This is a genomic window from Flexivirga sp. YIM B11880 (assembly GCF_058148645.1).
Genome location: NZ_JBMAMH010000006.1, coordinates 1 through 26,010, shown reverse-complemented (window position 1 = coordinate 26,010; position 26,010 = coordinate 1). Strand labels below are relative to the sequence as shown.

The following is a 26,010-nucleotide window of genomic DNA, read 5'->3' as shown; positions in this document are numbered from 1 at the left end:
AGTCAACTAGTGATCCACACCACTGTCAATAGTTTCGATCATTTCCGATCAAATACTGACTCATTCGGACAGCCGTGGCTGGCTCCCTGCTCGGCAACGTGCACCACTACACCGCGCTCCCGGAACGCCTTGACCATCTGCTGGTCGGCGTTCCAATCGGTCACCAGGTGGTCGATCTGGTCCGTCGGAACCGTGCGGCACATCGTGTCGACGCCGAGCTTGGTGTGGTCGGCGAGCACGACCGTTTCGGAGGCGGCTCGGACGATGGCTGTGTCGGAGCTGGCGACCTGCATGTTGGGCGTCGACAACCCGTGTTCGACGCTCAGCCCGTTGCCCGAGATGAAGGCGCGGTGCAGCCGCAGGTCGGCCAGGCTCCGCTCGGTCGCGGCGCCGACGAGGGCGAAGGTCGAGCCACGCAGCGTGCCGCCGGTCAGCACCACCTCAACCGTGCTCTCCGCCAATTCTTGAGCAACAAGAAGGGAATTCGTCACAACGGTCAGGTCGCGGAAGGTCGACAAACGTTGCGCCATCGCCTGCGTCGTACTTCCCGCGCCGAGCAGGATCGCGTCACCCTCGTCGACCAGTCCGACGGCCACCGAGGCGATCGCGGACTTCTCCTCCGCGGCCACGCGCGCCTTCTGGACGTAGGTCAGCTCGTGGGACAGACCACCGGGAAGGACCGCACCGCCATGCCGTCGGTCGACCAGGTTCTGCTTCTCGAGCGCCCCGAGGTCACGCCGGATCGTCACCTCCGACGATCCCGTCGTCTCGACGAGTTCGCGCAAGGACACCACACCCCGAGTGCGCACCAGCTCGAGGATTGCTGCTTGTCGTTCCGCAGGGATCACGGGCGTCCGCCCTTCCGATTCAGTGATGGCGAGAACACGACCGAAATCGTGCATAACCATGCATCTTCGAGCACGGTGTCCCCAGAGTGCACTGGATGGCGCAGAGTTTCAACAGCTCGGAGCCATCGCCTTCCGCGATCGACGAGTTCGCCGACGACACGACCGAGGTGGGATCGACGCGACCGGGCTCAGGCATCGCCCATGACGAGACCTTCGATGGTGTGCTTCTGGGTGATCGGCGTCAGCTCGTCGACGACCGGACAGTCGAGGTGGTGACGCATCCGATGCGAGAGCGACTCCCAGAACTTCCGGGTGACGGCCAGGTCATGGCGCTCGCCGTTGTTCGCATCGGGCCCGTCGACGCCGAGCACGAGAACCGGCCGCGCCTTCGTCGACTCGTTCTTGGTGCCACGGTGAATGGTCAGCGCGCTGCGGGCCGAGATGTCGCCGCGCTGCGGATACTTGCGCACCGCGAGCTGCTCGTAGCGCGAGTAGCACTCCCGGGGCGGGAACATTCCGTGCTCGAAGTCGCGTCCGTCGTCCCACTGGGTGCCGGGTGCTATCTCGAACGGACCCATGTCTTCCGCGGTGTCGACCGCGGTGACGTTGAAGGCCAGTGAGGTCAGCCGTCGCTCGGTCCGTGTTTCGTCGGGCATCGGGAAGTCGCGGTGCCACGGCTGGTTCACGGCACCCTCGAGCGGCACGTCGAAGCCGACTTCGACGATGCGGTAATCCGGGCCGAGAACGGCCGTGGCCACCGACCGGACCCAAGGATGGTCGACGAGATCGACGAACCCGCGCAGTTGCTCGGGGTGGATCTCCACGTAATAGCGGTGCGGGCCCCGCCCCACGGCACCGCCCGGCCGCGAGCGCGCCTCGTCGAAGGCGGCTTCGATGTCCTCGCGCAGCTGGTCGACCCACTCGGTGGTGAAGGCGCCCCTACGGGCCGTGATGCCGTCGACCTGCAGGTGCGCCACCTCCTCTGTGACGTCGACGCCCTGATCGCCACGGGTCTCCGATGTAGTCATGTCTCCTCCTTGAATTGGAACCGTGGACATGGTTGCATCGATGCATTCAACGTTGCAACCGTCGAAATCGATCAACCTGTTCCGCGGGTTCACGAAAGGATGCGTCGGTGACCAGTCGCCTCAAGGACGTCGCCGCACGCGCGGGCGTGTCCGCCCGCACGGTGTCCAACGTCGTCAGCGGGTCCGGTGCTGTCGCGCCGGAGACGCGCCAACGAGTGCAGGCAGCGATCGATGAACTCGGCTACCGGCCCAACCTCGCCGCGCGCAGCCTGCGGGCCGGGCGCACCGGCATCATCGGATTGGCGATTCCGGAGCTGCATTCGCCCTACTTCAGCGAACTCGCGGGTCTCCTGGTGAATGACGCGCAACGTCGTTCGTGGACCGTCGTCATCGACCAGACCGGCGGCGACGCCGACGCCGAACACCGCCTGCTCACGCGGGCGGGCGGCCGCGTCGTCGACGGCCTCATCATCAGCCCCTGGGCATTGGACCCGCTCGAGTTGACCGCGACGGCCCCCACCGTCCCGGTGGTCATACTCGGCGAACGCGGCACCCACGGAGCGACCGACCACGTGGCTGTCGACAACGTCTCGGCCGCCGACGACGCCACCAGCCATCTGGTCGACCGGGGCAGACGCCGCATCGCCGCCATCGGACTTCAGCCGCACCTGAACAACGGCACCGCCGCGTTCCGCGCCGAGGGCTACGCACGTGCCCTGGATCGCGCCGCACTCCCCCACCCACCAGAGGCTCAACGCTCCGTGGCGGCGCTGCACCGCCAGGACGGTGCCCGCGCGATGGCGGAACTGCTCGACGGCTCCGCCGACCCGGACGCGGTGTTCGCCTTCAGCGACGAACTCGCCCTGGGTGCGCTCCACGTCGCCCACGAACGCGGGCTGCGGGTGCCGCAGGACATTGCGATCGTCGGGTTCGACGACATCGAGGACGGTCGCTACAGCCATCCGCCCCTGACCACCATCGCGCCGGACAAGAGACAGATCAGCGAGCAGTCGCTCCAGTGCCTCGCCGACCGGATCTACAGCCCCACGAACGCCGTTCCGCCACAGGAACTGATCGTGCGCCACCGGCTGGTCACCCGCGGCACGACGTGAGCGGGTGTCCCACCGCCGCGCGGACCACCTTCCAACATGCCCTATAGGCATCGAGTCGGTGCAAAACAGGCATTCGACAGCATGGTAGATCCGGCCTCACCATGAAGTCATCACTTCAGCAGTGACGCACACCACAGGCGGTGCTGGCTCAAGGGACACCGCTTCTCGGACCGCCAGAGGTGCCTCGCACGCGGCCTACCCGCGCACAGACCTGGAAGGAATCCCCATGGCCATCGACAGCGCCCACACTCATTCGCCGGTCAACAACACGGCACCCGCTCACTTGCCGGTCAACCCGTCGGCGCTGGCGTTCAGCGCGTTCGCCGGCACGACGTTCCTCCTCAGCTGGGTCAACGCCGGCTTCGCACACGAGAGCCTCCTCGGCACGGCGGCGGCGACGGGCTGGATTTTCGGCGGCGTCATCCAGATCCTCGTCGCGTTCTGGCTGCTGCGCGACAACCACCTCTTCCCGGCAGTGACCTTCGGAGCGTTCGGCGCGTTCTGGGTGTCGTTCGCGCTCTTCGCCACGATCTATGCCGGCAACATTCCGGCGGCCGAGCGCGGGCATGCGACCGCACTCTTCCTGACGCCCTGGGCGATCTTCACGCTGTACATGCTGATCGGCTCACTGAGGACGAACGTCGCGATCTTCATCGCCTTCGTGCTGGTCGAGTGCACGCTGCTGCCGGCGATCATCGGCGACGCCACCGGCAACGAAACCGCCGTTCACCTCGGCGGGTGGGCGGGGATCGCCCTGGCACTGGTCGTCTGGTACATCGCGGCGGCCGAAGTCATCAACCACCAGTTCGGGCGCGTCGTGCTGCCCCTGCGACCACTGGCCTGAGCCGCGCGACATACGACGAAGGAATCCTCCTCATGAAGATTTCACTGGTCCAGGTCGCCAGCCCCGACGGTGAGTCGGCCGCTGGCCGCCGCGAACGGGTGGCCGAGACGGTCGCGACCGTGGACGGCGCGCCGGACCTCATCGTGCTCCCGGAGCTGTGGGGAGTGGGTTTCAACCACTTCGACGACTACCGGTCAGAAGCCGAATCCCTCGACGGGGCAACCGTTTCCAGTTTTTCGCGGATCGCCGCGGAGCGCTCCTGCTTCATCCACGCCGGCAGCTTCGTGCATCAGGACGGCGACGTGCTGCGCAACAGCGGTGTCCTGCTCGGCCCTGATGGCTCGCTGGTCCACAGCTTCGACAAGGTGCACATCTTCGGCTACCAGTCCCGCGAGACCGAGCTGCTCACCCCGGGCACCCGAGCACGGAGTGTGCGGACGCCGTTCGGGCAGCTGGCCGGCACCACCTGCTACGACCTGCGCTTCCCCGGTCTGTGGAACCGGTTGGTCGACGCCGGCGCCGAACTCGTGATCGTCCCCGCCGCATGGCCGGCTGCTCGCCTGGCGCACTGGCAACTCTTGACGGCCGCCCGGGCCGTCGACAACCAGGTCTTCGTCATCTCGTGCAACGCGGTGGGCACGCAGGCCGGGGTCGAGCTCGCCGGGCACAGCCGGATCGTCGAGCCCTGGGGCGCGGTGGTGGTCGAGGCCGGCACCGACGAGGGCATCACCACCGTCGACATCGACCCGGCCCTGGTACGACGCACGCGCGCCGAATTCCCCGTGTTGGCAAACCGACTCGCGGACTACAGCGTTCTCGACTGACCGCCCCCGACATACCGAGAAAGGCACCACCCCATGACAGTCACTCTCACGCCCATCGGCGGAACACCCTTCACCCTCGACCCCGATATCCAGGTGATCGTGGCCGGTTACACCGGTCGCGACGAGGCCCAGGTCCACCACCACATCGACGAACTCGCTGCGATCGGTGTCGCGCCGCCGCCGCAGGTCCCGATGGTCTACCCGATGCCGCCCGAGCTGTTGACCACGTCCCAAACGCTGACCGTCACCGGCGACAACACCTCCGGCGAGGTCGAGCCGGTCTTCGTCCGGCACGCCGGCCAGTGGTTCCTCGGCGTGGGCTCCGACCACACGGACCGCACGCTGGAGACCGTTGACATCGGCGAGTCGAAGCGGGCTTGCCCCAAGCCGATCGGCTCCCGGGTGACGGCAGTCGCCGACTGGGCGGCCTTCGACTACGACGCCTGCCAGGCGACCTGCACCGTGGACGACGCGATCTACCAGAAAGGCTCGCTGGCCGGACTGCGCCGGCCGGACGAGCTGCTGAAGATCCTGATCGACCGCGACGACGAGCTGGCGGCCGGTGATCTGGTCGTCTACGGCGGCACCCTCCCCCTCATCGACGGAGCATTCGTCCCCGGGGCTGTCTGGGGCCTGACGATCACTCTCCCCGACGGCACCGAGCTGACCCACTCCTACACCGTCACCGTCGAGTCCTGAACAAATCCCTGGCCCCCCGCGACAAGCACTGCGAAAGGAACCCGATGCGCACCGGAGCCGAATATGTGGCCTCGCTCAACGACGGCCGGACCGTGATCCTGGACGGAGAAGAGGTCGGCGACGTCTCGTCCCATCCGGCGTTCGCGCCGATGGCCAGGACCATCGCCGAACTCTTCGACATCGCGAACGAGCAGCCCGAGGTGATGCAGTACACCGCCCCGGAGACGGGTCGGATCGCCAACCGCACCTTCGCCGTACCGCGTTCGCAGGACGAGCTCGTGGCGCGTCGCAAGGCCATCGAGACCTGGGCCAAGCACACCCACGGCTGGGTCGGCCGCAGTCCTGACCACGTCGGCACCTTCATGGCGTCGTTCGCCGCCAACAGCCAGGTCTTCGCGGTCGACGGCAGCGACCACGACTTTGCGAGCAACGTCCGCACCCACTACCAGCGCCTCTTGGACGACAACCTCTACCTCTCCTACGCGATCATCCCGCCGCAGGTCTCTCGGGCCACCACCGCGTCCGGCTGGGAAGGCGAATACCTCCAGGCCGGCGTGGTCGAGGAGACGCCGGAGGGTCTGGTCATCCGCGGCTCCCAGATGCTGGCCACCGGCGGCGCCGTCGCCGACGAGATCTTCGTCTCCTGCATCAAGCCGCTCGGACCCGACGACCAGGACTTCGCGGTCGGTTTCCTGGTACCGACCAACGCCGACGGTCTCAAGCTCTACTGCCGGCGGCCCTACATCACCGGCGCGACGAGCTCGTTCGACTACCCGCTCACCACACGGTATGACGAGTCCGACGCACTGCTGGTCTTCGACGACGTGCTGATCCCCTGGGACCGGGTGTTCGTCGACCGCGACACCACCAAGGTGCGACAGCAGTTCTTCGACACCGGCGCGCACGTGCTCGGCAACTGGCAGGCGCAGATCCGATTCGCCACCAAGCTGAAGTTCATCGCCGGTGTCGCACGCCGAGTGACCCAGGTCAACGGCGTGGACAAGATCCCGTCAGTGCAGGAGAAGCTGGGCGAGCTGGCAGCCGTGGTCAGCGCTGTCGAATCCGCAGTGCTCGCAGCCGAATACACCGCCGCACCGGACGAGCAGGGCCAGTGGCTGCCGAACCGATCGCTGCTCTACGCCTCGATGGGCCTGCAGTCCGAGACCTATCCCCGGGTGCTCGCCATACTCCGTGACCTGGTCGGGGGCGGCGTGCTGCAACTGCCGTCCAGCGTCCACGACCTGACCAGCGAGACGAGCCGCGCCGACATCGAGCGCTACGTGCAGTCCCCCGGCGTCCCCTCGGTCGAGCGGGTCAAACTCTTCAAGCTGGCCTGGGACATCCTCGGCTCGGAATTCGCCGGCCGCCACCAGCAGTACGAGATGTTCTACGCCGGCGCACCATTCGTGGTGAAGGGGGTCTACACCTACCGGAACTACGACTACGACGGTGCCCTGCAAGCCGTGCAGGGCTTCCTGGACAGCTACTCCCTCGACGGGGAGAACGTCGAAACCCTCGTTCACTGAAGGAGATTGAGCCATGCCGAAGCCCGAGTACGAATTCTTCCCGGTCACCGACGTCGACTACACGGTCTGCGACGGCGGCAACCCGCTGATCAAGGAGCGCATCCTGTCACGGGATCCCGAGACCGGCTTCGCCTCCCGCATCCTGCGCTACGAGCCGGGAGCCGACTCCACCCCGATGGGGCAGCTGAAGCACGACTTCTGGGAAGAGGTCTACATCCTCGACGGATCCTTCGTCGACCTGACCCTGAACCAGACCTTCCGGGCGGGTGAGTACGCATGCCGCCCGCCGGGCATGCCGCACGGTCCGTGGCGCAGCGACGAGGGCGTCACGACCTTCGAAGTCAGATACGGCGCGAAGTAGGTCGATCGTCATGACACTCCCCGACTTCGCACGTGTCACTCCCGGTGACATGCGGGCCAGCATGGGCCGCTTCGTCACCGGGGTCGCGGTGGTGAGCTCCGGTGTCTCCCGAGAGAACTGGTGCGGTATGACGATCAGCTCACTCACCTCGATCAGCCTGGACCCATCGGTCCTGATGATCTCGCTGACCCACGGCTCGCGTACGACCGACATCGTCGAGCAGGCAGGCGGATTCACCGTCTCGATCCTGTCCTGCCGCCAGGAGGCGGTCGCACGGCACTTCGCCACGCGCGGTGGTTCTCGCTACGAGAACATCGAGTACGACCTCGGCGAGTTCGGTATGCCGCTGATCAAGGACGCGCTGGTGCAGGCGGAGTGCCGTGTGCACGACACCACGGTGATCGGCGATCACACGGTGGTCTTCGGGGAGGTGGCGAACCTCCGGTACCGCGACGGCAACGCGCTGCTCTTCAACGCCGGACGTTTCGGCACCTTCCACGACTCCGGACACGACGAAATCCCGTGGTGGTTCTGATGATCGAGACAACTCAAGCACCCGCGGAGCAGAAGCTGACCGGCTCCCTGTCGGCTTCGGCGATCGCCTTCCTGGTGGTCGCCGCAGCCGCTCCGCTCTTCGTGATGGCCGTGGTGGGCGCTCTCGCCGTCGGCATCGGCGGCATCGGTGCCGCGGCGGGTTACCTCTTCGCGGGTGTCTCGCTGGGGATCTTCGCCGTCGGTTTCACCGCGATGACCAAGCACGTGCGCAACGCCGGTGCGTTCTACGCCTACATCGCCAAGGGCCTCGGCGCCGGCGCAGCCGTGGTCTCCTCCGTCGTGGCGCTGGTGTCCTACAACGTGCTGGAGATCGGCATGTTCGGCGCGCTCGGCTACTTCACCCACGACACTCTGAACAACCTGTTGCACGTCAATCTCCCGTAGTGGTGCTGGGCACTGATCGGCGTGCTGATCGTGTGGTTCCTCGGCTCGCACTCGATCGACGTCGACGCCAAGTTCCTCGTCATCCTGCTCAGTCTGGAGACCGCCGTCCTGTTGCTGCTGGCGATCGCCGTGCTCGTCCAGCACCGGCACGGGATCACCTTCACCTCGTTCACGCCGGCGCACGTGGTGACCGGTCAGCTCGGTGCCGTGCTCGCGTTCGCGTTCGCGGCCTTCATGGGCTTCGAGAGCACGGCTCTCTATCGTGAGGAGGCGCGGAACCCCGACCGCGCCATACCGCGTGCGACATACGCGGCAGTGGCGTTCCTCGGCATCTTCTACGCCTTCATGATCTGGGTGATCGTGCAGGCGTACGGACCCGGCGCCGCGCAGGCGAAGGCGAACCAGCTCGCCGGCGGGATGTTCTTCGACGCCATGCAGAGCTATGTGGGCACCTGGGCGGAGGACCTGATGGATCTGCTGATCATCACCAGCATCCTGGCCAGCCTGCTGGCCTTCCACAATGCGATCACCCGCTATGCCTACGCGCTCTCCCGCGAGCAGGTCATCCCGCGCCACTTCGGCAAGCTGCACCCGAAGTACGACGGGCCCTACATCGCGAGCATGTGGCAGAGCGCGCTGGCCGCAGTCGTCGTGATCGCCTTCGCAGTCGCCGGGCGCGACCCGCTCAACCAGCTGCTGATCTGGGTCAACACCCCGGGGATCTTCGGCATCCTGCTGCTGCAGGCTCTCGTCGGGGTGTCGGTGGTGCGCTACTTCTGGCGCGATCGTCAGGGCCACAGCGTCTGGCGGGTCGTGGTCGCCCCGATCGCCGGCAGCGTACTGATGATCGTCGCGATCTTCCTGGTGACCGAGAACATCACCCTGCTGACCGGATCCGTGCCGTTCGGCAGCGGAGTGAACATCGCGATCCTGGCAGTCACCCCTGGGGCGATCGTGCTCGGTGTCCTCGCGTGCTGGCAACTGCGCCGGACCAAGCCCGAGGTGTATGCCGTCGTCGGATCCCGTGCGGCGGACTGAACCGCGGAAGGGTGATCCAGCCATGACATCGGCACAACTGCTCGTGCGGGCCGCACGGGTCCACACGATGACCGAGGCGGACGCTCCGGCCACGACCGTGGCGATCGCGGACGGCACCGTCCTCGCCGTGGGCGACGACTCACTGCTCGACGAGTTCCGCGGCGCCGAGGTGCTGGATCTCGGATCCGCCACGCTGACACCGGGACTCATCGACGGACACTTCCACCCGGTGCTCGGCACGGACCTGACGGCAGGGGTCGACCTGAGCGCGGCGCACTCCCTCGACGAGGTGGTCGCCACCCTCCGGGCGGCGCGCCGCGACGGGGAATGGGTGAGGGGCTGGGGGCTGGATCCGAACGCCTTCGGCCGGGCGCCGATCACCGACGCTCCGCTGCGCGCGGCCTTCGGCGCGGAGGTCCCCGCGGTGGTGCGCCTGTTCGACGCGCACTCGGTGATCGCCAGTCCGGCGGCACTGGCGGCCGCGGGCATCACCGGACCGCGGGAGTTCGCCGCGGGCGGTGGCATCGTCTGCGGTGACGACGGGCGCCCCACCGGCCAGTTGCGGGAGTTCGAGGCGATCGACCTGGTCGAATCGGTCATGCCGGCCGAGCCGTTCGAGACCCGTCGCGACCGGCTGCGCACCGTGCTCGCGGCCATGGCGGCGGTCGGGATCACCGACGGTGACGCGATGGATTTCAACGGCGATGCCGGTGAGCTGTTCGCGGCCGCCGAGGACGTCGGCGAGCTGCCGATGCGGATCCGCTGTCACCCGTGGGTCGAGCCGGGACAGGGCCTCGCCGCATGGCAGGCGGTCCTGGAGAAGCAGCGCCGCGGTGGCCGCCGCTGGACGGTCGACGGTGCCAAGTTCTTCCTGGACGGCACTGTCGAGGGCGGCACCGCGTGGCTGGCCGAGCCGGACGGGTGCGGCGAGTGCACCGCGCCGAACTGGCGTGACCCGGCCGAATACCGCGAGGCGGTGCACTTCCTGGCGCAACGGGGCGTGCCCACCGCCACGCATGCGATCGGCGACGCCGCCGTCCGCTGCGCGCTCGAGACGCTCGCAGCCACGCCGCCCCTCCCCTCCGGCGCACGGCACCGGATCGAACACATCGAGACCGTGCCCGACGACCTGATCCCCCGCTTCGCCGAGACCAGCATCGTCGCCAGCATGCAGCCGACGCACTGCACCGATTTCAGCGCTGCGGACGGCTCGGACGCATGGTCCCAGCGGCTCGGTCCGGTCCGGGCGGCACGAGCTTTCCGGTTCGGCGACATCCGGCGCGCGGGCGGAGTGGTCGTCCTCGGCTCTGACTGGCCGGTTGCGCCATACGATCCGCGGGCGATCCTCGCGGCAGCCCGGTTGCGCCGCCGTGCCGGTCACCCGGAGGAAACACCGATCCTGCCCGACCAAGCACTGTCCGCCCGTATGGCGCTGGGGGGCTACACCACCCAGCCCGCCATCACCCGGGGCGAGCAGGGCGTCGCCGGCGTCATCGCTCCAGGTTCACGCGCCTCGCTGACGGCGTTCGCGGTCGACCCGCTGTCCGCGGACCCGGACGAGCTGGCAGCAGCACCCGTCGTCGCAACGATCGTGATGGGCAGCGTCGTGCATCTCACCGGCTCTCTGCCGGCCTGACTGCGTCGCGCGGGTTGTCGCGGGTCGCGGGGTCACCGCCGCATCGATCAACTGCTACAACTACGGCTGTTCCTGCTCCGGCGCCCGATCCGAGCCACCGGATCTCAGGCACCCAGTTTGTCGAGAGCGGCTGTGAAGCGCTCGACGGTGCCGTCCACGTCGGTGAGCTTGTCCAGCCCGAACAGTCCGATCCGGAACGACGAGAAGTCGGACGGCTCGCCGCAGTACAACGGCACACCCGCCGCGACCTGCAGACCGACCTGCTTGAACTTCGCACCCGTCTTCAGCTCCGGATCGTCGGTGTACACGACAACCACGCTGGAAGAGGCGAATTCGTCCGCCGCGACCGACCGGAACCCGGCCTCCGCCAGAGCGGCGCGGACGTTCGTCCCGAGGTCGAGCTGCGCCGCGCGCAAGGTGTCCAGTCCGATCTCGCGGGCCTCGAGCATCAGCTCGGCGTTGTGCGCGAGACCGTCGGTCGGCATGGTCGCGTGGTAGGGCGTCTGGCCCTCGACATACGACTCGGTGATGAAGAGCCACTTCTTCAGATCCATCGCGAAGCTGGTCGACGTGCTCGCCTCGACCGCGGCACGGGCCGCCTCGTTGAGCATCACGTAGCCGGCGCAGGGGGTGCCGCTCCAGCCCTTCTGCGGCGCGGTGAGGAGCACGTCGACGCCCAGGTCGGTCATGTCGACCCACAACGCACCGGAGGCCACGCAGTCGAGCACGAACAGGCCGCCCACCTCGTGCACCGCGGCCGCCACCGCACGCACGTAGTCGTCCGGCAGGACGATCCCCGACGCCGTCTCGACGTGCGGGGCGAACACGAATTCCGGTCGGTTCGCACGGATCTCGGCGACAACGTCGTCGACGGGCGCCGGCTGCCACGGCGCCTGGTGCTCGTCAGTCAGCGGGCGGGCAGCACAGATCGTGATGTCGTCGGTGATGTGCCCGGCGTCGAAGATCTGCGACCAGCGATAGGAGAAGGCGCCATTGCGGATGACGAGGGCCCGTTTGCCGTTGGCGAGCTGCCGGGCGATCGCCTCCATCCCGTAGGAACCGCCGCCGGGGACGATCGCCACGGTGTGGGCGCTGTAGGTGGTGCGCAGCACGTCGATGATGTCCTGCATCACCCGCACGAAACGTTGCGACATGTGGTTGAGCGAGCGGTCGGTGAAGACGACCGAATACTCCAGCAGGCCGTCCGGGTCGATGTCGTCGTGTGGCAAGTTCACCTTCGCAGGGTACTGAGTGGGAGACATGGTCATCGCTCTCCCCCTCGTCGCCGCCTTCTTGCTGGGCGTGGGCTTCGTGCTGCAACAACGGGCTGCATCACGGGCACCGCAGGCAGACGTGCTGAAGTTGCGGCTGCTCTGGGATCTTGCGCATTCGCGACAGTGGCTGGGCGGTATGGCGTCGATGGTCTGCGGCCAGATCGTCAGTGCGATCGCGCTCGGCCAGGCCAGTATCTCGATCGTCGAGCCGCTGCTCGCCACCAACCTGCTGATCGCGCTGCTGCTCTCCAGTGCGGTGACCCGGTCGCGCCTGCGCCGCACCGACTGGCTCGGCTGCCTCGTGCTGGGCTCCGGGCTCGCCGCGTTCCTCGCGGCGGGGGCCCCCGCCGCCGGCAGCGGTTGGCTTGCCGGTCCGCGCCGCTGGAGCGCGGTCGGCGGGATTTGCGCCGTCGCGGGCGTGCTCGTCGCGGTCGGGCGGGGACAGCCGAAGTTGCAAGAGGGCACGCTCCTGGCCGGCGCCGCCGGGTGTCTTGCTGGGCTGCAGGACGGCCTGACCCGGATGTCGGTGCTGCGTCTCCAGCACGGGCTGCCAGGAGCGGTCCACGCCTGGGAGCCGTATGCCGTCGTGGCCGTCGCCGTGGTGGTGATCCTGTTGCAGCAGAGCGCCTTCGAGGTCGCGCCGCTGCGTGACACGCTTCCCGCGGTGACAGTGGGCGAGCCGATCGCGGGCGTCGTCTTCGGCATCGTCGCGCTCGGCGACCACATCCGTGCGGCGCCCTGGGCGGTGGCACTGGAGCTGGGCGGCCTGGTGGCCATGGTCGCCGGTGTCTATGTGATCGCGACGTCGGACCTGCTCGCGCAGGCGGTCGGCGAACGACCTACCGAGGACCAGGAGGGAGGGTCATGATCACGGTGGTGCTCGCGCTCTGCGCGGCGGTCAGCAACGCGGTGGCCACTGTCCTGCAACGCCGGGCCGCACGAGAAGCGCCGGCCACGGAACGATTCCGGTTCGCGCTGGTGCTTGACCTGGTCCGCCGACCGGTCTGGCTCGCCGGGATCGGCGCGCTGATCGCCGGGTTCGGCTTCCAGGCGGCCGCGCTCAGCGGGGGTGACCTTGCCATCGTGCAGCCGGTGCTCGCGGTGGAACTTCCGCTGACGCTGATCATCGCCGGCCGGGTGTTCCACCGGCCGACCGGCGGACGAGCACGACTGGGCGCCGTCGTGATGGCGGCCGGCCTGGCGGCGTTCCTCATCGGCCTGGCGCCGGCGTCGGGCACCGCCCAGGTGCACTGGATCCGCTGGGTCATCGCCGGCGCCGCAGCTGTCGCGGTCACCCTGACGCTGATCGTGCTGAGCCGGGTCGGAGGGGCGACCGGTGCCTGCCTCCTGGGTGCGGCCGCCGGCCTCGGCTTCGGTATGACGGCCGCGTTGATGAAGTCGGCAACGGCGTACCTCCCCCAAGGTCTCGGTGCGGTCTTCGCCTCCTGGCAGCTGTGGGTGATGGTCGCCGCCGGTGTGTTCAGTCTCTTCCTGCTGCAGAACGCGCTGCAGAGCGGCACCCTCGTCGCGGCGCAGCCGGCGGTGACCTTCACGGATCCGGTGACCGGCGTCGTCCTGGGCGTCCTGCTCTTCCACGAGCAAGTCCGGCTCGGCGTGTGGCTGGTGCTCGAGGTGTTCGGCGTCGCCGCCATCGTCGCCGGCAGTGTCGAACTCGCCCGCTCGCCCCTGGTCGCCGGTGACGACGACCCGGATCAGCCCTGACCGTCGACCGGCTCAGCCGGGCGTGCTGTGCGCGTGCGACCGTGCCAGCTCGGCCACGACCTCCGCGGCGTGCGGACTTCCGTCGTCGAACATCGCCGCCCCGGCTGCACAGAGCCGTTGCCGCGTTCCGGCAGCCGACGAGTTCAGTTGATCGAGCACCGACACGAGTTCCGAAGGAGCAGAAGCCAATACGGACAGTCCGGCCTCCTGCAATCGCGCCGCGCCGACTCGCCCGTGCCCGGCAATCGGATCGAACGTCACGACAGGAAGGCCGTCCGCGAAAGCCTCCCAGCAGGTCAGCCCCCCGCCGGCGTTCTCCACCAGCACCGATGACTGGGCCATCAGGGACGCCATGTCGGTGACCCAGCCGAGCACCTCGCAGTCCCGGAGATCGCGCGTCAACCGACGTCGAAGGTGGTCGTTGTGACCACAGAGCACCGCCGGCCGGTAACGACCCGTGCTGGCCAGAATGTGCGCGACGCGCCCCGGGTGGCCGACACCCCACGAACCGGTCGAGACCAATACTCGGGACCGGTCCCGCCCGGCGATCGACCACGGACGACTGTGCAACGCGCCGCGCCGGAACTCCGGCCGCACCACGGGCTGCACGTGGCGCGCATCGACGCCGAGCTCGCGGCGCAACTGGTCGGCCTGACCCGGGTAGACGCACAGGTAGAGGTCGGTTGTCGGGTCGCGCCACATGGCATGCGCCTCGGCCTCGGTCACCAGAACGACACTCGGCGCCTGCAAACTGCCCTCGCGGCGCAACTGGTTCGCGGCCTGCCCGGCGAGGTGGAACGTGCTCACCACGACGTCCGGCGGATCCGCCGCGACGACCGACCGCAGCCCGTTCGCCGCAAGATGCACGGCCGGTGACGCGTCGGGACCGGCTCCGTCACGAGGCACGAAGAACCCGCGGTAGATCGCTTCGTAGAGCCAGGGCGCGACCTGCAGCATGCCGCGGTAGCCGGCCCGCATGCCATGCCCGAGGCGCCACGGGAAGACGGTGAGCAGGTCGACCACGTCGACGTCGTGTCCGTCGTCCCGGAGCCGTCGTGCCAACTCCCCGGCGACTCCGTTGTGACCGCCGCCCATGCTCGCGGTCAGCACCAAGATGTGCGTCACGGAAATGTGGGTACCCGGACGTCATGGATCCCATGCCTTCGGGAGCGGCCCGTCATACAACAGCGGCACTGGCCATGCCGGTGGCGCTCGGGCTCGCGCAGGCGCTGCCCGCGGCGACCTGGCTGCCCACGGTCCGGCGCCTCTTCCCGGCTCTCGCGGGGCGCGGCATCCCCGAGCACGTGGCGCTGACCATCGACGACGGTCCGGACCCGGCCACGACGCCGGCGTTGCTCGAACTCCTCGGCGCGCACGGTGTGCACGCAACGTTCTTCGTGGTCGGTGAACGAGCACGGCGCCACCCCGGACTCATCGACGAAATTCATTCGGAAGGACATGAACTCGCGGTGCACGGCTGGTCGCACATCGACTTCCTCCGGCTCACTCCCGCTGCTGCGGCGCAGGAGGTTGAGTACACTGCGGCGCTCCTCCGGGAGCTGACCGGGCATCGGCCGTTGTGGTTCCGCCCGCCGTACGGCGCCCTCAGCGGGACCGCGCTCTGGGCGTCCCGCCGGGCCGGCCTGCGACCCGTCTTGTGGACCGCGTGGGCGCGCGACTGGGAAGCACCCGAACCATCGCTGATCGTCAGCCGGCTGCGCGATGGCGGCGGTCGGGGTGGCACCGTCCTGCTGCACGACTCGCCGTACGGGGCCGCACCGGGGTCCGATGCGGCTTGTCACGCCGCGGTCGAGGTGTTGCTCGACGTATGGCGGGACGACGGCCGCGTGGTCGGCCCCCTCGCCGAGCACGGCGTCGGGTCCGGACGGCACCGAGTTCTGCCTGATGGTCGCGCCCTAGTCTCGACCCCGTGACGAAACGCGCATGGCTGAGCTGGAGCAGCGGCAAGGACAGCGCGACGGCGCTCGAGGTCGTGCGAGCCGACCCGGAGATCGAGGTGGTGGGCCTGCTGGTGACGGTCAACGCCGCGGCGGACCGGGTCGCCATGCACGCCGTACGCCGGTCGTTGCTCCACGCCCAGGCCGAGCGCATCGGCCTGCCGGTGCACGTCGTGGAGATCCCGTCGCCCTGTCCCAACGACGTCTACGAGACGAAGATGTCCGAGGCGCTTGCCGCGGCGCGCGCGGACCAGGTGGAAGCGGTCGTGTTCGGAGACCTCTTCCTGGCCGACGTCCGCGCCTACCGGGAGCACGCGATGGCGGGGACCGGGATCGAGCCGCTGTTCCCGCTCTGGGGCAGGCCGACCGAGCAGCTGGCACACGACATGGTTGCCGCCGGCCTGCGTGCGGTCCTCACCTGCGTCGACCCGGCGCAGCTCGACCCGTCGTTCGTGGGCCGGTCCTTCGACGAAGCTCTCCTGCGGGACCTGCCCGCCGGCGTCGACCCGTGCGGTGAGCACGGCGAGTTCCACACCTTCGTCTGGGACGCGCCGGGCTTCGCCCGCCCGATCGACGTCGAGGTCGGCGAGGTGGTGACCCGGGACGGTTTCGTCTTCGCCGACGTCTTACCGGCGCGGTAACGCCTCTCAGCCGAGCTCGCGCACCGTCGCCAGCACCTCGTCGAGCATCGGCTCGGTGAGACGTCCGGTGAAGGTGTTCTGCTGGCTGACGTGGTAGCAGCCGACCAGCTCCACCGGACCGCCCGGCGACTGCAGGGTCGCACGTGCGCCGTGGCCGAACTTCGGCTTGGGCCGCGGGATCTCCCAACCGAGCGACCGGGCGGTGGAAATCGTGGCGTCCCAACCGATTCCGCCGAGGGTGAGTATGACGCGCACCGTTCCCTCGGACAGCTGCAGCTCGCGCTCCAGCCAGGGGGCGCAGGTCACCTTTTCGGCGGTCGTCGGCTTGTTCGCCGGCGGAGCGCAATGGACCGGTGCGGTGATGCGAATGCCGTGCAGCTGCAGGCCGTCTCCGGCCGACACGGCAATCCCCCGGGTGGCGAAACCCATCCGGTAGAGCGCCGCGTAGAGCCAGTCTCCGGACCGATCTCCGGTGAACATTCGCCCCGTGCGGTTCGCCCCGTTCGCCGCCGGAGCAAGACCGACGATCAGCCGCGTCGCGGCAGGATCGCCGAACGCCGGCACCGGACGTCCCCAGTAGGGCTCGCCCGCGAACGATCGGCGCCGGCCGCTGGTCGCAACTTCTTCGCGCCACGCCACCAGACGCGGGCAGGCCCGGCACACCGACACCAGGGCGTCCAGTGCGTCGATCGTCTGCGCCGACCGCGCGAGTCGACGCACCCCGGCAGCGGTATGGGCCACAGGCGTCTCGCCGGTCGCCCGGTCACCCGGCCACCCACTCCCGGGCGGCACCGGCGACTCGAAGTGCTGCCCGGTCATCGGATGCGCGTCGGTCATCGGGGCCCCCGCGAAGTATCGGAGGAGCGAAGCGGGGGAGAACTTCGTGGGGTGATCACTCACCTCTTGTACCGGCTGTCGGTGCCTCCTGCCAAAATTCGTCGAATGGCGACCATCGTCTTCTTTCACGCGCACCCCGACGACGAGAGCTCGCAGACCGCTGGCTCGATGTCCCGTGCCTCCGACGAGGGCCACCGCGTGGTCGTCGTCTACGCGACCGGCGGTGAGCACGGCGAGCTGCCGGCCGACCTCGCGGCCGGCGAGACGCTGGCCGACCGGCGCCGGGCCGAGGCGGAGGCCTCGGCGAAGATCACCGGCACCTCGCGGGTCGCCTGGCTCGGCTACCACGACTCCGGCATGACCGGCTGGGAGCAGAACTCCGACCCGCAGTCCTTCCACCAGGCGCCCGTCGACGAAGCGGCCGCGCGGCTGGCCGCGATCCTGGACGAGGAGGACGCCGACGTGCTCGTCGGCTACGACTGGCACGGCAGTTACGGGCATCCGGACCACGTGAAGGTGCACGCGGTGACCTACGCCGCCGCAGAGCTGGCCGCACGCCCCCCGCGCGTGCTCGAGGAGACGATGAACCGCGACGTCATGCGAGCGCAGCTCCAGGCAGCCCGGGACACCGGCATGGAGGTGCCGTTCGACCCGGACGGACCGATGGACGACGGCAACCCGATGGGGCTGCCGGAGGCCGAACTTCACTGGGCTGTCGACGTTTCGGACTATCTGGACCGCATCCGGGCAGCCATGCAGTCACACAGCAGCCAGGTGTCCGACATCGGCATGTTCATGGCGATGCCGCCGGAGGTCTTCGCGTCGGCGTTCGGCACCGAATACTTCCTGGAGCGTGGCCGCCCGGACGGCATGGTGCGCGGCTGGTTCCTGGACGCATCGCCGACGTCAGCCTGAGGTGCACCTGCACACAACCCGCGACCGTCGCGACTTGTGTACGCTCGCCGGCGCAAACCTGCACCCAACTCGCAACCGTCGTGACTTGTGTACGCTGCCGGCTCAGCCGGGGAGATGCGCCCGCACGAGCAGCCGGGTGGAGTGCGCGACGAACGACCCCTCCCGGCGGATGCGAACATCCAGCTCACGCAGGTGGGCGTCATACCGCGCGGGCGTGAAGTCCGGGACCCACCACACGCACTTGCGGAGGATGTAGACGACCGCTCCGACGTCGAAGAACTCCATCCGGCAGCGGGCGCTGCGGATCTCGTCCACAACGAGGCCTGCGGCGCGCGCGCCTGCGCGATCGTGTCGCGGGTGCCGGCCGTCGTGCACCGCTGCGGGCAGTGGTCCGAGGAACCATTCGATGAGTTCGAATGCCGAACTCGGCCCGACGTGCTGGGCGAGATAGCGCCCACCGGGACGCAGGACGCGGGCGATCTCCGGCCACGGCGTGCTCACCGGGTGGCGCGACGACACCAGCTCGAAACTGTCGTCCGGCCAGGGCAATGGGCCGTCGACGCCGACCTCGACGACCTCGACTCCTTTGCGCTCCAGGCGATTCCGCGCGACGTGCACATTCGGCGGCCAGCCCTCGGTGACGGCCATCCGCGGCGGCAGCTGCGGCGCGGCGTCCAGCACCTCTCCGCCGCCGGTCTGCAGGTCGAGCGCACTGTTGACCTGCCCGAGCGTGCTGGCCAGCAGGCGGGCGTAGCCCCACCCGGGTCGCTCCTCGGTGGCTCGGCCGTCCAGCCAGGAGAAGTCCCACCCCGACACGTCGACGGCAGTCGCTTCGTCGATCAGCTCGTCATACGAACGCATGGCTCCATGCTGCCGTCCCGGTCAACCGGAATTCGCCGGCCGCTCACCAGCGCGGCGGATCGGTCTTCCGCAGCTCCGGGTCGTCGGTCCGGAAGGTGCGCACCGGCCCCGGGCCAGTGGTCGGGCCCTCGAACCGGACGGTGACCCGGCCGAGTCCGCTGCCCCACACCCAACCCGCGCCGTGCTGGGCGTGTTCGACGTCCTGCCCCGGCCACCACTCCGGTGCCGGCTCGGTCGGGTATGCCGCGGGACCGGGGGTACGGCGAACGTCACCGGCCGGGGTGGCAGGAACGTCGTCGTCCGGGCTGTCCGCTGCGTCCACGGCAAGCTGGGCGGCTGTGAAGTCGCCGGACCCTTCGAAGTGCAGCTGTTCCTGCGCGTGAGCGCTGAGCCCGGAAACGCCGACACCGAGCAATCGCAAGCCGTTCGAGACGTCCACGCCCTCGAGCAGCCGCCGGGCGACATCGAGGATCACCCCGGCGTCGCCCGTGGGGTGCAGCAACGTCTCCGAGCGCGTCGAGGTGGCGAAATCGTGCTGCCGCACCTTGATCGTGACGGTCCGCGCGAAGGCCGCCGACTTGCCGAGCCGGGCCGCGGCGCGACGTGCGAGGCTCGCCAACTCCGCGTCGAGCACAGCACGATCGACGACGTCGTGCTCGAAGGTCTCCTCCGCCGACACGCTCTTCGCCTCCCGCTCGACGACCACCTCACGGTCGTCGCGAGCGCGCGCCAGCTCGTAGAGGCTGCCACCGTGCGCGGCACCGAAGATGCTGACCAGGTCGGCCCGCTCCATTCGCTGCAGGTCGGCCACCGTCTCCACGCCGAAGCTGCGCAGCCGGGCCTCGGTCGCCGGGCCGATGCCGCTCACCACCCGGACCGAGAGCGGCCCCAGGAGTTCCAACTCGTGTCCGGGCGGCACGACCACCAGCCCCGCGGGCTTCTCCAGATCCGAGCCGATCTTCGCGAGCATCTTCGAGCTGGCGATGCCGGCCGACGCGGTCAACCCGCCAGTGGCCACGGTGATCTCGGCCAGCAACGCGCTGACCGCACCGCGCACTCCCTCGGTGCTCAGGTCGATGCCGTCACCGGCCGCGAGGTCGACGTACGCCTCGTCGACACTGACCTGCTCCACCAACGGCGACAGCTGCCGCAAGAGGTCCATGACGACCCGGCTCGACGCCCGGTAGGCGTCGCCGCGCGGATGGAGGAAGGCGGTGCCAGGCGGACAGCGCCGACGGGCCTCCGCGGTCGGCATCGCCGAACGGGCGCCGAAGCGTCGGGCCTCGTATGACGCGGTGGCGACGACACCTCGCGCGCCGACTCCCCCGACACACACCGGTTTACCGCGCAGCGACGGCTTGTCGCGCTGCTCGACTGCCGCGAAGAATGCGTCGAGGTCCAGATGCATGATGCTGGCCGTGGAACGCACCGGGCCATTGTTCCGGACGGCTGTGACACTCGGCGCCAGGGCGTCAGCAAAGGGTCAGCGCGACCTTCACGTCGTCCGGCTGGGGCGCGAACGCATCGGCATACTGCTCCAGCGGCACCCGGCGGGCGACGAGGCGCTCCAGCCACGTGAGGTCGGCGGCTGCGAGGCAGTGCGCGGCCGCCTGGTAGTGACGCAGGTTCGCGTTGACCGAGCCGACGACGACGGTGTTGCCGAGGACGGCTGCGCGGTTGATCGCGCCCAGGTCGACCGCTTCCGTCGTGCCGGGATTGGAGATGCCGGTCAGCACGGTGATCGCGTAGGGCTTGGCGTTGGCGATCGCCGCCTCGATCACCGGCACTGCCCCGGTGCCCTCGATGACGACGTCCGGGGCAAGCTGCGCAACCACGTCCGTCGGCGGGCCGCTGTGATAGGTGGCGCCGAGGTCCCGCACCAGCTGCGGCTTGGGACCGTCGGCAACCCGGTCGAGCACGTGCACGTCGAGACCGCGTTGCCTCCCGATGAGCGCGGCGAGCAGACCGACCGGACCGGCACCGGTGATGAGGACCGATTTCGGATCGAACCATCCGCGGCCGCCGATGCGGTCCACCTGCTCCCAGGCCTTCGCGACGATGGTCGTGGGCTCCATCAGCATGCCGACCGGCTCCAGCGCCGCGTCCAGCTTGACGGCGTGCGCGGCGTGCACCCGCCAGCGCTCGGCGGCGAAGCCGTCCAGCTGCTTGATCCCGTGCTCGGTGTATTGACCGTTGCGGCACATGTCCCACTCGCCATGGGCGCAGGCACCGCACGGCACCGGGTCCGGCATACGGACGACACCGACGATGAGGTCGCCGGCAGCGAAGCCGCTGTCGGCCGGTGCCTCGCGCACCCGGCCGAGCGACTCGTGCCCGATGATCAACCGGTCCGCGCCCTCCGGCGCCCAGCCGTACAGGCCCTCGGCCAGCTCGTGGTCGGTCCCACAGACACCCACGGCCAGGCCGTCGACGAGCACGTCGCCCAGGGCCTCCTCCGGCTCTGGAACGTCCTGCACGCTCAGGCTGTCGGCATGTCCCGGGATGACGGTGAGAGCTCGCATGCAGCGAAGCTACCGGACGTCGGTGAGGCGCCGGCGAACGCCCGGTGGAGTGCAGGCGTCAGCCGATCGAGCGGTGCAGCAGCAGCGGCAGCACCATGCGGGCGCCGGCAGCCCGCAACGCAGCCGCTGCCAGTGTGACGGCCCACCCGGACGACGAGCGGTCGACGACCAGCAGCACGGCGGCACCTTCGACCTCGGGGAGCGCACTGTCCGCGATCGCATCCCGCCAGTGGATCGCCTCGTCGACAGAGGTGGCGTCGTCCGGTGGCGTCCCCCGTACCTGCCAGCCCACGGACGGAAGCCGGCCGGCAGCGCCCAGCGCCGCCACGACGCCGTCGACCAGCCGGGGGTGCCCGGCGACGCTCAGTCCGGCGATGACATCCGGCCGGCTGGGCCAGGACCACTGCGCAAGCGTGCGCACACATGCCTCGAGAAGGTCCGGCGGCGGCGGACCGTCCTCGCGCAAGGGGCCCGCGAGCAGGTCGGCCCACTCGACGGCGTCGGCATGGACGATCACCCGGCCCTCCTCGGCGGCCGCTGCGGGTGGGATGCGCCCGCGACGCCCGAACTCGCCGCCGGGCCACATCTTTCGCGGCTCCAGCACATGCTGCTCGGTGCGCAGCACGTGGCGGACCTGCGCGACGGTCTCCGGTGACGCCGTAGGACCGAGCGGCTCCGGCAACCGGCCCAGGCACACGGAACAGCGGCCGCAGGGTTGCGCCTGCGGGTCGTCCAGGGACTGCTGCAGCAACTGCATCAGGCATTGCTCCCCGCGGATGTAGCGCCGCATGATGTCGGCCTCGCGTTGTCGCACGGCCAGCACGCTGTCGTAGTGCTCCTGGTCGTAGCTCCACGGCGCCCCTGTGGCGCTCCATCCCGACGCTGTGCGCTCGGTGATGCCGTCGACCGCGAGCTGTTTGAGCAGCAGGTCGACCTTGGTGCGCCGCAGACCGGTCTCCGCCTCGAGCTGCGGGACCGACATCGCGTCGTCGGCGGCGCTCAGCACCTCCAGCAGCCGCCGGACCTGCGGCTCCTTCGGGATGGTCGCCGTGGCGAAGTAGTCCCAGACTCCGTCATCACCGGCCGACGGCAGCAACGCCACGAGCGCGTGGTCGATCGCCCGGCCGGCGCGGCCGACCTGCTGGTAGTAGGACACCGGCGACGGCGGCGCACCGACGTGTATGACGAATCCGAGGTCCGGCTTGTCGTAGCCCATCCCGAGCGCCGAGGTCGCGACCAGTGCCTTCACCCGGTTGGCGCGGAGGCTCTCCTCCAGCTCCTCCCGCGTGTCGGAGTCGAGCTGGCCGGTGTAGGCGGCGACCGGCAGCTGCTCGCCATACCGGCTGCGCAACGCCTCGGCGAGCCGCTGGGCGTCGGCGACCGTCAGCGTGTAGACGATGCCCGAGCCGGGCAACCGCGGCAGGCGGTCGACGACCCAGGCGAAGCGCTGCAGCGGGTCCAGCTGGGGCAGCACCGCGAGTTGCAGGCTTGCCCGGGCGAGCGGGCCGCGCAGCACGAGGGTGCCGTCACCGAACTGTGCGGCGATGTCCTCGACGACACGTGCGTTGGCCGTCGCGGTGGTGGCCAGCACGGGGGTGTCCGGGTTGAGCCGACGCAGCACGTCGGTGACCCGGCGGTAATCCGGCCGGAAGTCGTGGCCCCAATCGGACACCGAGTGCGCCTCGTCGACCACGACGAGGCCGAGTGCGCCGGTGAGCGACTCCATCACCCGAGCGCCGAAGGTGGGGTTGGCCAGCCGCTCCGGCGAGACCAGCAGCACGTCGAGGTCGCCCGCGGCGAGCTCCGCCTCGATGTCCTGCCAGTCACCGATGTTGGAGCTGTTGAGCGTTGCCGCACGCAACCCGGCGCGCGCGGCAGCGGCCACCTGGTCGCGCATCAGCGAGAGCAGCGGCGAGATGACCAGCGTCGGCCCGCGGCCTTGTGCGCGCAGCCAGGACGTCGCGATCCAGTAGACCGCCGATTTTCCCCACCCGGTGGCCTGGACCACCAGCACGCGCGAGCCTGGTTGCGCCAGGGCGCGTAACGCGTCCAGCTGCCCGTCGCGCAGTCGGGCACCGGGCCCGGCCAGCACGGCGAGCACGTCGTCGGCGACGGATTCGATCGTCGGAGCTGCCACGGAGGTCATGGTGTCAGTCTGCGAGTGGGCACCGACAACGCCGTCGGTCAGGCCGATTTCCTTCGACGCTGGCACGACGCTCGACGTCCTCGGGAGCCGGCGCGGTGCCACCGAGGCGGGCCGGCAGGTATTTCAGGTCGGCGCCGGTCAGTGGCTCGTAGGTCTCCTGCACGGCGTGCAGCATCTGTTCCATCCGCGTGCGCAGGGCGACGGTCTCTGCCTCGACGTCCGCGTCCCGAGCGATCGGCATCGGTGCGCCGACGTCGATCCGGATCGGGACCTTGGGCCGCCACAGCTTCCGCGGCAGACGCTTGGTCCAGACCCGCTGCGAACCCCACAGCACCATCGGGATCACCGGTACTCCGGCCTCCTGGGCCATCCGCACCGCGCCCGACTTGAACGGCCGCAACTCGAAGGACTGCGAGATCGTCGTCTCCGGGAACACCCCGATCAGCTCGCCGGCCCGCAGCGCCTCCACGGCTGCCCGGTAGGCGTCGGCGCCCGCCGACCGGTCGACCGGGATGTGCTTCATGCCGCGCATCAGCGGACCCGACACCCGATGCTCGAACACGTCTTTCTTGGCCATGAAGCGCACCTTGCGACCGACATCCAGCGCGGAGTAACCGGCATACGCGAAGTCGAAGTAGCCGATGTGATTCATTGCGATCACCGCGCCGCCGGTGCGCGGAATGAGGTCGGACCCGGTGCGTTCGAACCTCAGTCCCTGCACGGCGAAGACACCGCGCGCGAAGGTGATGACGCCGGAGTAGATCGGTTCCATGCGCGAACAGTACCGGCCGGTAGGGGGCCGGACTCGTCCGGAATGCCGGCCACCGGCGGGGACGTTGCAGGTGCCGTGACTGATGCCGCGATACCGCTGTCCGTGCTCGACCTCTCCCCCATCGCCGCCGGGCGCTCGGCCGCCAGCGCGCTGCAGGAGACCATCGCCCTCGCCCGACACACCGAATCACTCGGCTATCAACGGTTCTGGGTCGCCGAGCATCACAACCTGCCGAGCGTCGCAAGCTCCTCGCCGGTCGTGATGATCGCCACGGTTGCCGCCGCCACCCACCGCATCCGGGTGGGCGCCGGCGGCATCATGCTGCCGAACCACGCGCCGCTCCAGGTGGCCGAAACGTTCCGGGTGCTGGAAGCGCTGCACCCCGGTCGCATCGATCTCGGCCTGGGCCGTGCGCCGGGCACCGACCAGCTCACCGCTTTCGCGTTGCGCCGCAGCAAGGAGGCGCTGATCGCGGACGACTTCCCACAGCAGTACGCCGAATTGCGTGCGTATGTCGACGGATTCCCCCACGACCATCCGTTCGCGCCGATCAGCGCGCAGCCTGCCGACGTGCCGTTGCCGCCGATCTGGATCCTCGGGTCCAGCATGTATGGCGCCCAGGCGGCGGGGCTGCTCGGCACGAATTTCGCCTTCGCGGGCCATTTCGGCAGCGTCGATCCCAGGGACGCGTTCGACGCCTACCGCAACTCGTTCCAGCCGAACGGTCGTCCGGACAGTCCCGCCGAACCGCACAGCATGCTTGCCGTGTCGGCGATCGCGGCCGAAAGTCGCCAACGGGCAACCGAGCTCGAGCGCGCGGCAGCGTTGTCGACGGTCCGGCTCCGGCAGAACCGTCCGGGCCCGCTCCCGACGCCGGAGGAAGCCGCCGCCCACGAGTGGACCGCGGCAGAACAGCACCTCGTCGACGGACTCGGACGTTTCGTGACGGCGGGCACCGGCGCGGAGGTGTACGCAGGGATCAAGGCCCGAGCGGAGGCCTGCGGTGCGGACGAGTTGATGATCACCACCAACGTGCACGACCCGTCCGAGCGGCGGGCGTCATACACGCTCATCATGGAGGCTGCTCGCGCTGCCGGGTAACTTGGGGACCATGAATCTGGAACGCCCCGAAGCCCCCGACCCCTACTCGCTGTTGCCGAGCGTCCCGTCGCTGACGGTGACCAGTGAATCCTTCGCCGACGGCGACCCGCTGCCGGACCAACAGGTCTACAACGACTGGGGATTCACCGGTGGCAACAAGTCACCCCAGCTGTCCTGGAGTAATGCTCCGGAGGGCACCGCCGGTTACGTCGTGACCTGTTTCGACCCGGACGCGCCGACACCGTCCGGCTTCTGGCACTGGCTGCTGCTCGGGATCCCCGCCGACGTGACGTCGCTGCCCGAAGGAGCCGGCGACGGGACGGACCTGCCCGCAGGGGCATTCCACGTCCGCAACGACTTCGGCGACAAGGCGTACGGCGGAGCAGCGCCGCCGGCCGGCGACCGC

At 69.3% G+C, this 26,010-nt stretch carries 27 protein-coding genes; 17 read left to right on the top strand and 10 right to left on the bottom strand.

The genetic code is table 11. The annotated features are described in order from the left end of the window. Window positions 1–38: 38 nt before the first annotated feature. Together ACN8HC_RS10725 and ACN8HC_RS10720 are read right to left on the bottom strand one after the other, a co-directional pair. The gene (locus tag ACN8HC_RS10725; protein WP_490074824.1) at window positions 39–902 is read right to left on the bottom strand and encodes a DeoR/GlpR family DNA-binding transcription regulator; all 864 of its coding nucleotides are present in this window, start codon (window positions 900–902) and stop codon (window positions 39–41) included. 134 nt (window positions 903–1,036) lie between these two features. Then, entirely contained in the window at window positions 1,037–1,876 is an 840-nt protein-coding gene (locus ACN8HC_RS10720) for a phytanoyl-CoA dioxygenase family protein (protein ID WP_490074823.1), read from the bottom strand. 107 nt (window positions 1,877–1,983) lie between these two features. Here ACN8HC_RS10720 and ACN8HC_RS10715 point away from each other — a divergent pair, with 107 nt between their 5' ends. The 10 genes from ACN8HC_RS10715 (at window position 1,984) to ACN8HC_RS10670 (ending at window position 10,855) form a co-directional block, all read left to right on the top strand. Beyond that, window positions 1,984–2,988, top strand: a complete 1,005-nt coding sequence (locus tag ACN8HC_RS10715) for a LacI family DNA-binding transcriptional regulator (protein WP_490074822.1) — start codon at window positions 1,984–1,986, stop codon at window positions 2,986–2,988. 226 nt (window positions 2,989–3,214) lie between these two features. After that, window positions 3,215–3,832, top strand: coding sequence for an acetate uptake transporter (locus tag ACN8HC_RS10710; RefSeq protein WP_490074821.1), 618 nt, complete (start codon window positions 3,215–3,217; stop codon window positions 3,830–3,832). A gap of 32 nt (window positions 3,833–3,864) precedes the next feature. Further along, complete coding sequence (locus tag ACN8HC_RS10705; protein WP_490074820.1) at window positions 3,865–4,656, top strand: carbon-nitrogen family hydrolase; 792 nt, start codon at window positions 3,865–3,867, stop codon at window positions 4,654–4,656. Between the two features lie 33 nt (window positions 4,657–4,689). Continuing rightward, window positions 4,690–5,355: a DUF2848 family protein gene (locus tag ACN8HC_RS10700; RefSeq protein WP_490074819.1), complete on the top strand. Its 666-nt coding sequence runs from the start codon at window positions 4,690–4,692 to the stop codon at window positions 5,353–5,355. A gap of 44 nt (window positions 5,356–5,399) precedes the next feature. Further along, the gene (locus tag ACN8HC_RS10695; RefSeq protein WP_490074818.1) at window positions 5,400–6,881 is read left to right on the top strand and encodes a 4-hydroxyphenylacetate 3-hydroxylase family protein; all 1,482 of its coding nucleotides are present in this window, start codon (window positions 5,400–5,402) and stop codon (window positions 6,879–6,881) included. 13 nt (window positions 6,882–6,894) lie between these two features. After that, the gene (locus ACN8HC_RS10690) at window positions 6,895–7,242 is read left to right on the top strand and encodes a cupin domain-containing protein (protein WP_490074817.1); all 348 of its coding nucleotides are present in this window, start codon (window positions 6,895–6,897) and stop codon (window positions 7,240–7,242) included. A gap of 10 nt (window positions 7,243–7,252) precedes the next feature. Continuing rightward, window positions 7,253–7,777, top strand: a complete 525-nt coding sequence (locus tag ACN8HC_RS10685) for a flavin reductase family protein (protein ID WP_490074816.1) — start codon at window positions 7,253–7,255, stop codon at window positions 7,775–7,777. Then, window positions 7,777–8,181, top strand: a complete 405-nt coding sequence (locus tag ACN8HC_RS10680; RefSeq protein ID WP_490074815.1) for a hypothetical protein — start codon at window positions 7,777–7,779, stop codon at window positions 8,179–8,181. The genes ACN8HC_RS10685 and ACN8HC_RS10680 overlap by 1 nt, the downstream gene beginning before the upstream one ends. A gap of 12 nt (window positions 8,182–8,193) precedes the next feature. After that, a complete protein-coding gene (locus tag ACN8HC_RS10675) occupies window positions 8,194–9,219 on the top strand; it encodes an APC family permease (protein ID WP_490074986.1) in 1,026 nt (341 codons plus the stop codon). Window positions 9,220–9,241: 22 nt separating this feature from the next. Further along, the gene (locus tag ACN8HC_RS10670; protein ID WP_490074814.1) at window positions 9,242–10,855 is read left to right on the top strand and encodes an amidohydrolase; all 1,614 of its coding nucleotides are present in this window, start codon (window positions 9,242–9,244) and stop codon (window positions 10,853–10,855) included. Between the two features lie 104 nt (window positions 10,856–10,959). Here ACN8HC_RS10670 and ACN8HC_RS10665 read toward each other — a convergent pair whose 3' ends face one another. Continuing rightward, window positions 10,960–12,090: an aminotransferase class V-fold PLP-dependent enzyme gene (locus ACN8HC_RS10665; RefSeq protein ID WP_490074813.1), complete on the bottom strand. Its 1,131-nt coding sequence runs from the start codon at window positions 12,088–12,090 to the stop codon at window positions 10,960–10,962. Between the two features lie 25 nt (window positions 12,091–12,115). Between ACN8HC_RS10665 and ACN8HC_RS10660 the strand changes: the two genes are divergently transcribed. Both ACN8HC_RS10660 and ACN8HC_RS10655 read left to right on the top strand, forming a co-directional pair. Beyond that, window positions 12,116–12,997 carry a DMT family transporter gene (locus tag ACN8HC_RS10660; RefSeq protein ID WP_490074812.1) on the top strand — a complete coding sequence of 294 codons (882 nt, stop codon included), beginning with the start codon at window positions 12,116–12,118 and terminating at the stop codon, window positions 12,995–12,997. Then, the gene (locus ACN8HC_RS10655) at window positions 12,994–13,851 is read left to right on the top strand and encodes a DMT family transporter (protein WP_490074811.1); all 858 of its coding nucleotides are present in this window, start codon (window positions 12,994–12,996) and stop codon (window positions 13,849–13,851) included. The genes ACN8HC_RS10660 and ACN8HC_RS10655 overlap by 4 nt, the downstream gene beginning before the upstream one ends. A 12-nt stretch (window positions 13,852–13,863) precedes the next feature. Here ACN8HC_RS10655 and ACN8HC_RS10650 read toward each other — a convergent pair whose 3' ends face one another. Next, on the bottom strand, window positions 13,864–14,976 hold the full coding sequence (locus tag ACN8HC_RS10650) for an MGDG synthase family glycosyltransferase (RefSeq protein WP_490074810.1): 1,113 nt from the start codon (window positions 14,974–14,976) through the stop codon (window positions 13,864–13,866). 32 nt (window positions 14,977–15,008) lie between these two features. Between ACN8HC_RS10650 and ACN8HC_RS10645 the strand changes: the two genes are divergently transcribed. Further along, window positions 15,009–15,785 (top strand): polysaccharide deacetylase family protein, encoded by a 777-nt coding sequence (locus ACN8HC_RS10645; RefSeq protein ID WP_490074809.1) that lies wholly within the window; start codon window positions 15,009–15,011, stop codon window positions 15,783–15,785. After that, window positions 15,782–16,450: a Dph6-related ATP pyrophosphatase gene (locus ACN8HC_RS10640; RefSeq protein ID WP_490074808.1), complete on the top strand. Its 669-nt coding sequence runs from the start codon at window positions 15,782–15,784 to the stop codon at window positions 16,448–16,450. The genes ACN8HC_RS10645 and ACN8HC_RS10640 overlap by 4 nt, the downstream gene beginning before the upstream one ends. 6 nt (window positions 16,451–16,456) lie before the next feature. Here ACN8HC_RS10640 and ACN8HC_RS10635 read toward each other — a convergent pair whose 3' ends face one another. Then, entirely contained in the window at window positions 16,457–17,287 is an 831-nt protein-coding gene (locus ACN8HC_RS10635) for a uracil-DNA glycosylase (RefSeq protein ID WP_490074807.1), read from the bottom strand. 105 nt (window positions 17,288–17,392) lie between these two features. Here ACN8HC_RS10635 and ACN8HC_RS10630 point away from each other — a divergent pair, with 105 nt between their 5' ends. After that, complete coding sequence (locus ACN8HC_RS10630; protein ID WP_490074806.1) at window positions 17,393–18,202, top strand: PIG-L family deacetylase; 810 nt, start codon at window positions 17,393–17,395, stop codon at window positions 18,200–18,202. Between the two features lie 102 nt (window positions 18,203–18,304). Here the strand turns inward: ACN8HC_RS10630 and ACN8HC_RS10625 are convergent, their stop codons facing one another. From ACN8HC_RS10625 to ACN8HC_RS10605, 5 genes are read right to left on the bottom strand one after another with little or no spacing between them, the layout of a single operon-like run. Beyond that, entirely contained in the window at window positions 18,305–19,063 is a 759-nt protein-coding gene (locus ACN8HC_RS10625; RefSeq protein WP_490074805.1) for a class I SAM-dependent methyltransferase, read from the bottom strand. Between the two features lie 43 nt (window positions 19,064–19,106). Then, window positions 19,107–20,492 (bottom strand): DNA polymerase IV, encoded by a 1,386-nt coding sequence (locus ACN8HC_RS10620; protein WP_490074804.1) that lies wholly within the window; start codon window positions 20,490–20,492, stop codon window positions 19,107–19,109. Window positions 20,493–20,535: 43 nt separating this feature from the next. Next, on the bottom strand, window positions 20,536–21,585 hold the full coding sequence (locus ACN8HC_RS10615) for a glucose 1-dehydrogenase (protein ID WP_490074803.1): 1,050 nt from the start codon (window positions 21,583–21,585) through the stop codon (window positions 20,536–20,538). Window positions 21,586–21,643: 58 nt separating this feature from the next. Then, window positions 21,644–23,731 carry a RecQ family ATP-dependent DNA helicase gene (locus ACN8HC_RS10610; protein WP_490074802.1) on the bottom strand — a complete coding sequence of 696 codons (2,088 nt, stop codon included), beginning with the start codon at window positions 23,729–23,731 and terminating at the stop codon, window positions 21,644–21,646. A 4-nt stretch (window positions 23,732–23,735) separates the two neighbouring features. After that, window positions 23,736–24,503 (bottom strand): lysophospholipid acyltransferase family protein, encoded by a 768-nt coding sequence (locus ACN8HC_RS10605; protein WP_490074801.1) that lies wholly within the window; start codon window positions 24,501–24,503, stop codon window positions 23,736–23,738. Between the two features lie 75 nt (window positions 24,504–24,578). Between ACN8HC_RS10605 and ACN8HC_RS10600 the strand changes: the two genes are divergently transcribed. Together ACN8HC_RS10600 and ACN8HC_RS10595 are read left to right on the top strand one after the other, a co-directional pair. Further along, on the top strand, window positions 24,579–25,604 hold the full coding sequence (locus ACN8HC_RS10600; protein WP_490074800.1) for an LLM class flavin-dependent oxidoreductase: 1,026 nt from the start codon (window positions 24,579–24,581) through the stop codon (window positions 25,602–25,604). A 10-nt stretch (window positions 25,605–25,614) separates the two neighbouring features. Next, on the top strand, window positions 25,615–26,010 hold a 396-nt coding region (locus tag ACN8HC_RS10595), incomplete at its 3' end, for a YbhB/YbcL family Raf kinase inhibitor-like protein (protein ID WP_490074799.1).